This is a genomic window from uncultured Streptomyces sp. (assembly GCF_947488945.1).
GTDB lineage: Bacteria > Actinomycetota > Actinomycetes > Streptomycetales > Streptomycetaceae > Streptomyces.
Map to the genome: position 1 here is coordinate 514,452 of NZ_CANLBS010000002.1, position 9,075 is coordinate 523,526.

The 9,075-nt window shown below is 74.4% G+C and carries 1 protein-coding gene; it reads left to right on the forward strand.

The genetic code is table 11. The features are described from left to right. Positions 1-55: 55 nt before the first annotated feature. Positions 56-9,075, forward strand: a 9,020-nt coding sequence (locus tag Q0994_RS04380; RefSeq protein ID WP_299529237.1) for a type I polyketide synthase, incomplete at its 3' end; no start/stop codon positions are given.

The following is a 9,075-nucleotide window of genomic DNA, read 5'->3' on the forward strand; positions in this document are numbered from 1 at the left end:
GGCTCGGGATTTTCGTACGTGTTGACATTTCAGTCTGGAAAGGCAGTCGAGCGCGATGACGAATCAGCACCGGATCGAATTTCCTGCGACGAGCGGAGGCGAAGCGGAGGCGATCGCGATCGTCGGGCTGTCCTGCCGCCTGCCCGGTGCGGACGGACCCGAGATGCTCTGGGAACTCCTGCGCACCGGTGCGAGCGCCGTCACGGACGTCCCGGAGGACCGCTGGCGGTCCGCGACCGGCGAACCGGCCCCGGAGGACACCGTGCCCGGGATGCGGCGCGGTGGTTTCCTCGACCGCGTCGACACCTTCGACGCCGCCTTCTTCGGCATCGCCCCCCGCGAGGCCGTCGCCATGGACCCGCAGCAGCGGCTCGTCCTGGAACTCGCCTGGGAGGCGCTGGAGCACGCCGGCATCGTCCCCACGACGCTGCGCGGCACCCGCACGGCGGTCTTCGTCGGCACCCTGCGCGACGACTACGCCGCCCTGCTCTACCAGCACGGGGCGCGTGCCGTCACCCAGCACACGATGGCCGGCGTCAACCGCGGTGTCATCGCCAACCGGGTCTCCTACCACCTCGGCCTGCACGGTCCCAGCCTCACCGTGGACTCGGCACAGTCGTCCTCGCTCGTGGCCGTCCACCTGGCCTGCGAGTCCCTGCGTGCCGGAGAGTCCGACGCCGCGCTCGTCGCCGGTGTCAACCTCAACATCCTCGCCGAGGGCGCGGTGACCGGAGAGCGGTTCGGCGGGTTGTCCCCGGACGGCACCGCCTACGTCTTCGACGAGAGGGCCAACGGGTTCGTCCGCGGCGAGGGCGGCGCCGCCGTCGTGCTCAAGCCGCTGTCGCGCGCCCTCGACGACGGCGACACGGTCCTCGCCGTGATCCGCGGCAGCGCGGTCAACAACGACGGCGCCACGTCCGGCCTGACCGTCCCCGGCCAGGCCGCCCAGGAGCGCGTGCTGCGGGAGGCGTACGAGAGGGCGGGCGTCGACCCGGCCCAGGTGCAGTACGTCGAACTCCACGGCACGGGGACCCCGGTCGGCGACCCGATCGAGGCCGCGGCACTCGGCGCGGTGCTCGGCGCGGGCCGGGAGGGCGGACACCCGCTGCTGGTGGGCTCGGTGAAGACCAACGTCGGCCACCTGGAGGGCGCGGCGGGCATCACCGGTCTGGTCAAGACCGTGCTCGCGATCAGCCGCCGGCGCCTGGTGCCGAGCCTGAACTTCGAGACGCCCCACCCGTCCATCCCGCTCGCCGGTCTCGGCCTGGAGGTGCAGCGCGGGGCGACGGACTGGCCGGAGCCGGGACGGCCGCTGATCGCGGGCGTGTCCTCGTTCGGCATGGGCGGGACCAACGCCCACGTGGTGCTGGAAGAGGGTCCGCGCCCCCGGGCCGGTGCCCTCCTCGCGGACGCCGGCGGCGCGGAGCCCGCGACGGGGGACGGTTCCGGCGCCGGTCTGCTGCCCTGGGTGGTGTCCGCCCGTGACGGGAACGCCCTGCGCGACCAGGCGGCCCGCCTGCGCAACGCCCTCGGCGGCGACGAGGCGCCCGCCCCGGTCGACGTGGGCCGGTCGCTCGCCGCGACCCGCACCGTCTTCACCCACCGGGCGGTCGTCCTCGGCACCGACCGCGACGGCATGGCCGCCGGCCTCGACGCGCTGGCCGCGGACGGTGCAGGGGCGCACGTCGTCACCGGAACCGCCCGACCCGGCCGCACGGCTCTGCTGTTCACCGGCCAGGGCGCGCAGCGCCCTGGCATGGGACGCGAACTGCGTCGCGCCTTCCCGGTGTTCGGCGCCGCCCTCGACGAGGTGCACGCCGCCCTCGACCCGTTCCTGGACCGGCCGCTCGCCGAGGTCACCGACACCGGCGAGGGCCTGGACGACACCGGGTACACCCAGCCCGCGCTGTTCGCCTTCGAGGTCGCCCTCCACCGGCTCGTGGCGTCCTGGGGAGTGCGCGCCGACCTGGTCGCCGGCCACTCCATCGGCGAGATCGCCGCCGCGCACGTCGCGGGCGTGCTCTCGCTGCCCGACGCGGCCCGTCTGGTCGCCGCCCGCGGCCGGCTGATGCAGGAGCTGCCGGCGGGCGGAGCCATGGTCGCCGTCGAGGCCGCGGAGGAGGACGTGCTGCCGCTGATCGAGGGCGGGGACAGCGTCGCCGTGGCGGCCGTCAACGGGCCCCGCTCGGTGGTGCTGTCCGGAGTCGAGGACGAGGTCACCCGGATCGCGGGACGACTCGCGGCCGAAGGCCGCCGGACCCGGCGGCTGTCCGTCTCGCACGCCTTCCACTCTCCGCTGATGGCACCGATGCTGGAGGAGTTCCGACGCGTCGTCGGCGAACTGACCTTCCACGAGCCCTCGATCCCCGCCGTGTCGACCGTGACCGGCGAACCGGTGGCGGCCGGCCGGTGGACGTCGCCCGACTACTGGGTCGAGCAGGTGCGCCGCCCGGTGCGGTTCCTCGACGCCGTACGCACCCTGGAGGCGGAGGGCGCCACCACCCTGCTGGAACTCGGCCCCGACGCGGTCTGCGCCACCATGGCCGCCGACTGCGTGCGTGACGGCGACACCACCGCGCCGCTCGCCGCCCTGCGCGCAGGACGGCCCGAGGCCCGCACCCTGCTCACCGCCCTCGCCGGCGCGTTCGTCCGCGGCACGGACGTCGACTGGGCAGCGGTCCACGCGCAGGCCGACGGGCGGCGCGTGACGCTGCCGACCTACCCCTTCCAGCGGGAGCGCTACTGGATCGACGGGACGGCTCGTGCGGCGGCGCTCCCGGAGGCCGCCCCCGAGGCCGCGCCGCGCCGTCCGCTGCCGCGGAAGGCGACCGGAGCCGACACCACCGCGGTGGTCCTCGACCGGATCGCGGCCGTGCTGGAGTATCCCGCGGGACGCCGCGTCGAGACGCACAGCACGTTCAAGGCCCTCGGCTTCGACTCGCTGATGTCGGTCGAGTTGCGCAACGCGCTGTCCGCCGCCACCGGTCTGAAGCTGCCCGGCGGCCTCTTGTTCGACCACCCGACCCCGGCCGCCCTGACCGAACACCTGAACACCCTGCTGGGCGGCGCCGAGGCCGGCGAAGAGGACTTCACGCCCGACGCCGTGCCCGACGAGCCGATCGCGATCGTGGGCATGGCGTGCCGTTATCCGGGCGGGGTCTCCTCGCCCGAGGACCTGTGGCGTCTGGTGGCGGAGGGCACGGACGCGGTCAGCGGGTTCCCCGACAACCGCGGCTGGGACCCCGCCCTCTACGACCCCGACACCTCGGCGAGCGGCCACAGCGCCGTCCGCGACGGAGGGTTCCTGCACGACGCCGCCCTCTTCGACAACGAGTTCTTCGGCATCTCGCCGCGCGAGGCGCTGGCCATGGACCCGCAGCAGCGCCTGCTGCTGGAGACCGCCTGGGAAGCAGTCGAACGGGCCGGTTTCGACGCCGCTGCTCTCCGGGGCACGCGCACCGGCGTCTTCGTCGGCGCCACCGCGCTGGAATACGGGCCCCGCATGCACGAAGCGCCCGACACCGTCGAGGGCCACGTGCTCACCGGCACCACGCCGAGTGTGCTGTCCGGCCGCATCGCCTACCACCTGGGACTGATCGGCCCGGCCGTCACGGTGGACACGGCCTGCTCGTCCTCGCTGGTCGCCCTGGACCTGGCCGTCCGCTCACTGCGTTCCGGAGAGACCACGCTCGCCCTGGCGGGCGGCGCGACGGTGATGTCCTCACCCGGCATGTTCGTGGAGTTCTCGCGGCAGCGGGGGTTGGCGCCGGACGGGCGGTCGAAGTCGTTCGCCGCGGGTGCGGACGGGACGGGCTGGTCGGAGGGTGTGGGGTTGTTGCTGGTGGAGCGGTTGTCGGACGCGCGGCGTCTGGGGCATCGGGTGTTGGGGGTGGTGCGGGGGAGTGCGGTGAATCAGGACGGTGCGAGTAACGGGCTGACGGCTCCGCACGGTCCTTCGCAGGAGCGGGTGGTGCGGGGGGCGTTGGCGGATGCGGGTCTGTCGCCGGCCGAGGTGGATGTGGTGGAGGCGCACGGGACGGGGACGCGGTTGGGGGATCCGATCGAGGCGCAGGCGTTGCTGGCCACGTATGGGCAGGGGCGGGAGCGGCCGTTGTTCCTGGGGTCGTTGAAGTCGAACATCGGGCATGCGCAGGCGGCTGCGGGTGTGGGTGGTGTGATCAAGATGGTGGAGGCGATGCGGCACGGGGTGTTGCCGAGGACGTTGCACGTGGACGAGCCGTCGCCGATGGTCGACTGGTCCAGTGGTGCGGTGGAGTTGCTGACGGAGGCGCGCCAGTGGCCGGTCACGGGCCGGCCCCGCCGGGCGGGGGTCTCCTCGTTCGGGATCAGCGGTACCAACGCCCACGTCATCATCGAGGAACCCGAACCACGACCCGCACCCGAGCCGCGAAGCGAACACCCCGCCCCCACGGGCCCGTGGCTCCTGTCCGCCCACAGCCCGGAGGCCCTGGCCGCTCAGGCCGCACGACTGCGTGACTTCGCGAGGGAGACGGACGCCCTTCCCACCGACATCGGCTGGTCCCTGGCCGTCACCCGGACGGCGCTGCCCGAGCGGGCCGTGGTGACCGGTGGGACGCCCGAAGCCCTGCTCGGCGCACTGGACGCCCTCGCCGCCGGTGAGCAGGTGCCCGGCGTGCGGACCGGAAGTGCCGCCGGATCGGGCCGGACGGCGTTCCTGTTCACCGGCCAGGGGGCCCAGCACCTCGGCATGGGACGGGAACTGTACGAGACCTCCCCCGTGTTCGCCGAGGCGCTCGACGAGGTGTGTGCCGCATTCGACCCGCACCTCGAACGCCCGCTCCAGGAGCTGATGTTCGCGGACGAGGGCAGCCCGGAAGCCGCGCTGCTGCACCAGACCGCCTCCACCCAGCCCGCGCTGTTCGCGGTCGAAACGGCCCTCTTCCGGCTCGTCGGGCACCACGGCCTGGTACCCGACCTGGTGGCCGGCCACTCGATCGGAGAGATCTCCGCCGCGCACGCGTCCGGCGTGCTGAGTCTGCCCGACGCCGCCCGGCTGGTCGCCGCGCGCGGCCGGCTCATGCAGTCCGCGCGGACGGGCGGCGCGATGGTCGCGATCGAGGCCGAGGAGGCCGAACTCGGCGCGGACCTCCAGGCGATGAGCGGCCGGCTCGCGCTGGCGGCCGTCAACGGGCCGTCGTCCGTCGTGATCTCCGGTGACGCGGACGCCACCGAGGAACTGGCCGAACGCTGGCGTGCCCGCGGACGCCGCACCCGCGCCCTCCAGGTCAGCCACGCCTTCCACTCGCCGCACATGGACGACGTCCTCGACGAGTTCCGGGCGGTCGTGCGCAGCCTCACCCTCCACGCGCCGCGGATACCGGTCGTGTCGACCGTGACGGGCGAACTCGCCACCCCGGAGCAGCTCACCGCGCCGGACTACTGGGCGGACCAGATCCGTAGGCCGGTCCGTTTCCTGGACGCCGTACACGCTCTCGTCCGCCAGGGCGCCACCGTCTTCGTCGAGGCCGGGCCCGACGCGGTTCTGACCTCGCTGACCCGTACGGCGCTCGGCGACACCGCGGCGGCCGTCCCCCTCATGCGGGCGGGCCGTCCCGAGCAGGACACCCTCGTCGCCGGGCTGACCTCGGCGTGGCTCCACGGCGCACGCCTGGACGGCGGCACGCTGCACCCGGACGGCCGACGCGTCGACCTGCCGACGTACGCGTTCCAGCGCGCCCCCTACTGGCTCGCGCCGCAGGCCCCCGCCGACGCGCGCGGGCTCGGCCTCGACCCGGCCGGACACCCCCTGCTGCACACCGCGGTCGATCTCGCCGGACGGGACGACCTGCTGCTCACCGGGCGCCTGTCCACCGGCACCCACCCCTGGCTGGCCGACCACGCCATCGGCGGGGTCGTGCTCGTGCCGGCCACCGCTTTCCTCGAACTGGCCCTGGCCGCGGGCGGCCGCACCGGAGCGGTCAGGGTGGACGAACTGACCCTGGAAGCCCCGCTGGTGCTGTCCGAGCACGCCGCGGTCCGCGTCCAGGTCGTCGTCACCGCACCCGAGCCGTCCGGCGCGCGCGGCTTCACGATCCACGCCCGCCCCGACGACGTCACCGCCGAAGCCGAGCCGTGGACCCGCCACGCCTCAGGTCTCCTCGCGGTCGCCGACGCCGTCGAAGCCCCGCCCGGCACGACGGGCCCGTGGCCCCCGTCCGACGCGGTCGCACAGCCGCTGGACGGGGTGTACGACCGCCTGGCCGCCCTCGGATACGGATACGGACCGGTCTTCCAGGGGCTGACCGCGCTGTGGCGCTCCGGCGACGAGCTGTACGCCGAGGTCGTCCTGCCCGCCGACCAGCACCCGGCGGCCGAACGGTTCGGCCTGCACCCCGCGCTCGCCGACGCGCTCCTCCACCCCTTGGTGCTGCACGCCGCCGCCGACGGGGCCGCCGACGGCATCAGGCTGCCGTTCGCCTGGACCGGTGTCCGCCTGTACGCGACCGGCGCGACCTCGCTGCGCGTCCACATCGCCCCGGCCGGGACCGACACCTACACCCTGACCGCGATCGACCCGGCCGGCGCGACCGTGGTGTCCGTGGACGCCCTGGCTCTGCGGGCCGTCACGGCCGACCGGCTCTCCGCGTCCGCCGTCCGCGGCACGGACGACCTGTACGGCGTGGAGTGGCCGCCGCTCACCCCACCCGCGCACACCGGGCCGGGGAAGCTGACCGTCGCGGAGGCGACGGGGCCCGAACTGCCGGTGGCGGACGTCCTCGTGGTCCGCGCCGAACACCTCGTCCCCGACGGCGCCGGCCCGCGGGCCGAGCTGCCCGACACCGCGCGCCGCACGGCCACCGCCTTCCTGGACCTGCTCCAGCGGTTCCTGGGCGACACCCGGCTGGAGAGTGCACGGCTCCTCGTCATCAGCAGGGGCGCGGTCGCCGTCACTCCGGGCGAGGACGTGACCGCCCTGGACGCGGCGCCCGTGTGGGGGCTGGCGCGTACGGCGCAGTCCGAGCACCCGGGCCGGATCGTGCTCCTCGACACCGACACGGTGCTCGGCGACGACGACCCGGGGCTGGCTGCCACGCTCGCCGCCGGCGAACCGCAACTGGCACTGCGCGAGGGTGAGTTCCGCGCTCCCCGGCTGGTCCGTGCCGCCGGTGGCGGCCCGGCCCCGGCGTGGGGCGACGGCGCGGTCCTGATCACCGGTGGCACCGGTGGTCTCGGAGCGCTCTTCGCCCGGCATCTGGTGCGGGTGCACGGGGTGCGGGAGTTGGTGCTGGTGAGTCGGCGGGGCGGGGATGCGCCCGGTGCGGCGGAGCTGGTGGGTGAACTGGCGGCCTTGGGTGCGGAGTCGGTGGTGGTGGAGGCGTGTGACGTCACCGACCGGGACCGGCTGGCGGAGTTGGTGGGCCGGGTCGGCGAGGGTCTGTCGGGTGTGGTGCACACGGCGGGCGTGCTGGACGACGCGACGGTGGAGGGGTTGTCGGGTGAGCGGTTGGAGGCGGTGCTGCGTCCCAAGGTGGACGCGGCGTGGCATCTGCACGAGCTGACCAGGGACCTGGGTCTGACTGCCTTCGTGCTGTACTCCTCGGTGGCGGGTCTGCTCGGTACGGCGGGGCAGGCGAACTACGCGGCCGGGAACACGTTCCTGGACGCCCTCGCCGCGCACCGCCGCGCCCACGGCCTGCCCGCCCTCTCCCTGGCCTGGGGCCTGTGGGACTCCACCCACGGAATGGGCGGCACCCTCGGCGAGGCCGACCTGGCCCGCTGGGCCCGGACGGGCATCCGTCCGCTGTCCCCGGAACGCGGCCTCGCACTCTTCGACGCCGCGTCCGGTGAGCACGCTCTGCGCGTCCCGGTCGCCCTGGACCCGGCTCTCCTGAGCACGGCCGGGGCCGAGCCCGCGGCACTGCTGCGCGGTCTCGTCCGCACCCGTGCCCGGCGCGCCGCGGCCACCGCGGCCACCGCCGCCCCGACCGGTGGCGGCTGGGCCGCACGCACCACCGCGCTCCCCGAGGAGCAGCGCCGCGAGACGGTCCTCGATCTGGTGCTCAGCACGGTCGCGGGCGTCCTCGGACGCACCGACCCGCACCGCCTCGATCCCCGCCGGGCGTTCAAGGAGATCGGTTTCGACTCACTCGCCGGGGTGGAGCTGCGCAACCGGCTGAACGCCGCCACCGGGCAGCGGCTGCCCGCCACGGTCGTCTTCGACCACCCCACGCCCCAGGGCGTCGCGGACCTGGTGCTGTCCCTGCTCACCCCCGCCACCGTCACGGCGGGAACCGGCGGGCCGGCCGTCCGGGCGGCCGCCGACGAGCCGATCGCGATCGTGGGCATGGCGTGCCGTTATCCGGGCGGGGTCTCCTCGCCCGAGGACCTGTGGCGTCTGGTGGCGGAGGGTACGGACGCGGTCAGCGGGTTCCCCGACAACCGCGGCTGGGACCTGGACGCCCTGTACGACCCCGACCCCGACCGCACCGGTACCTCCTACGTCCGGCACGGTGGCTTCCTGCACGAGGCCGACCGGTTCGACCGCGAGTTCTTCGGGATCTCACCGCGGGAGGCGACCGCCATGGACCCCCAGCACCGACTGCTGCTGGAGACGGCGTGGGAGAGCTTCGAGAGCGCCGCGATCGACCCGACCGGGCTGCGCGGCTCGAACACCGGGGTGTTCGTCGGCGCCATGTACGACGACTACGTCTCACGGCTTGCCGCGAGCCCCGAGGAGTACGAGGGCTTCCTGCTCGCCGGCAACCTCTCCAGTGTGGTGTCGGGCCGGCTGTCGTACACCTACGGCTTCGAGGGTCCGGCCGTCACGGTGGACACGGCCTGCTCGTCCTCCCTGGTGGCGCTGCATCTCGCGGCGAACGCGCTGCGCAACGGCGAGTGCGACCTGGCTCTCGCCGGCGGGGTCACGGTCATGGCCGGACCGCACGTCTTCATCGAGTTCTCGCGGCAGCGGGGGTTGGCGCCGGACGGGCGGTCGAAGTCGTTCGCCGCGGGTGCGGACGGGACGGGCTGGTCGGAGGGTGTGGGGTTGTTGCTGGTGGAGCGGTTGTCGGACGCGCGGCGTCTGGGGCATCG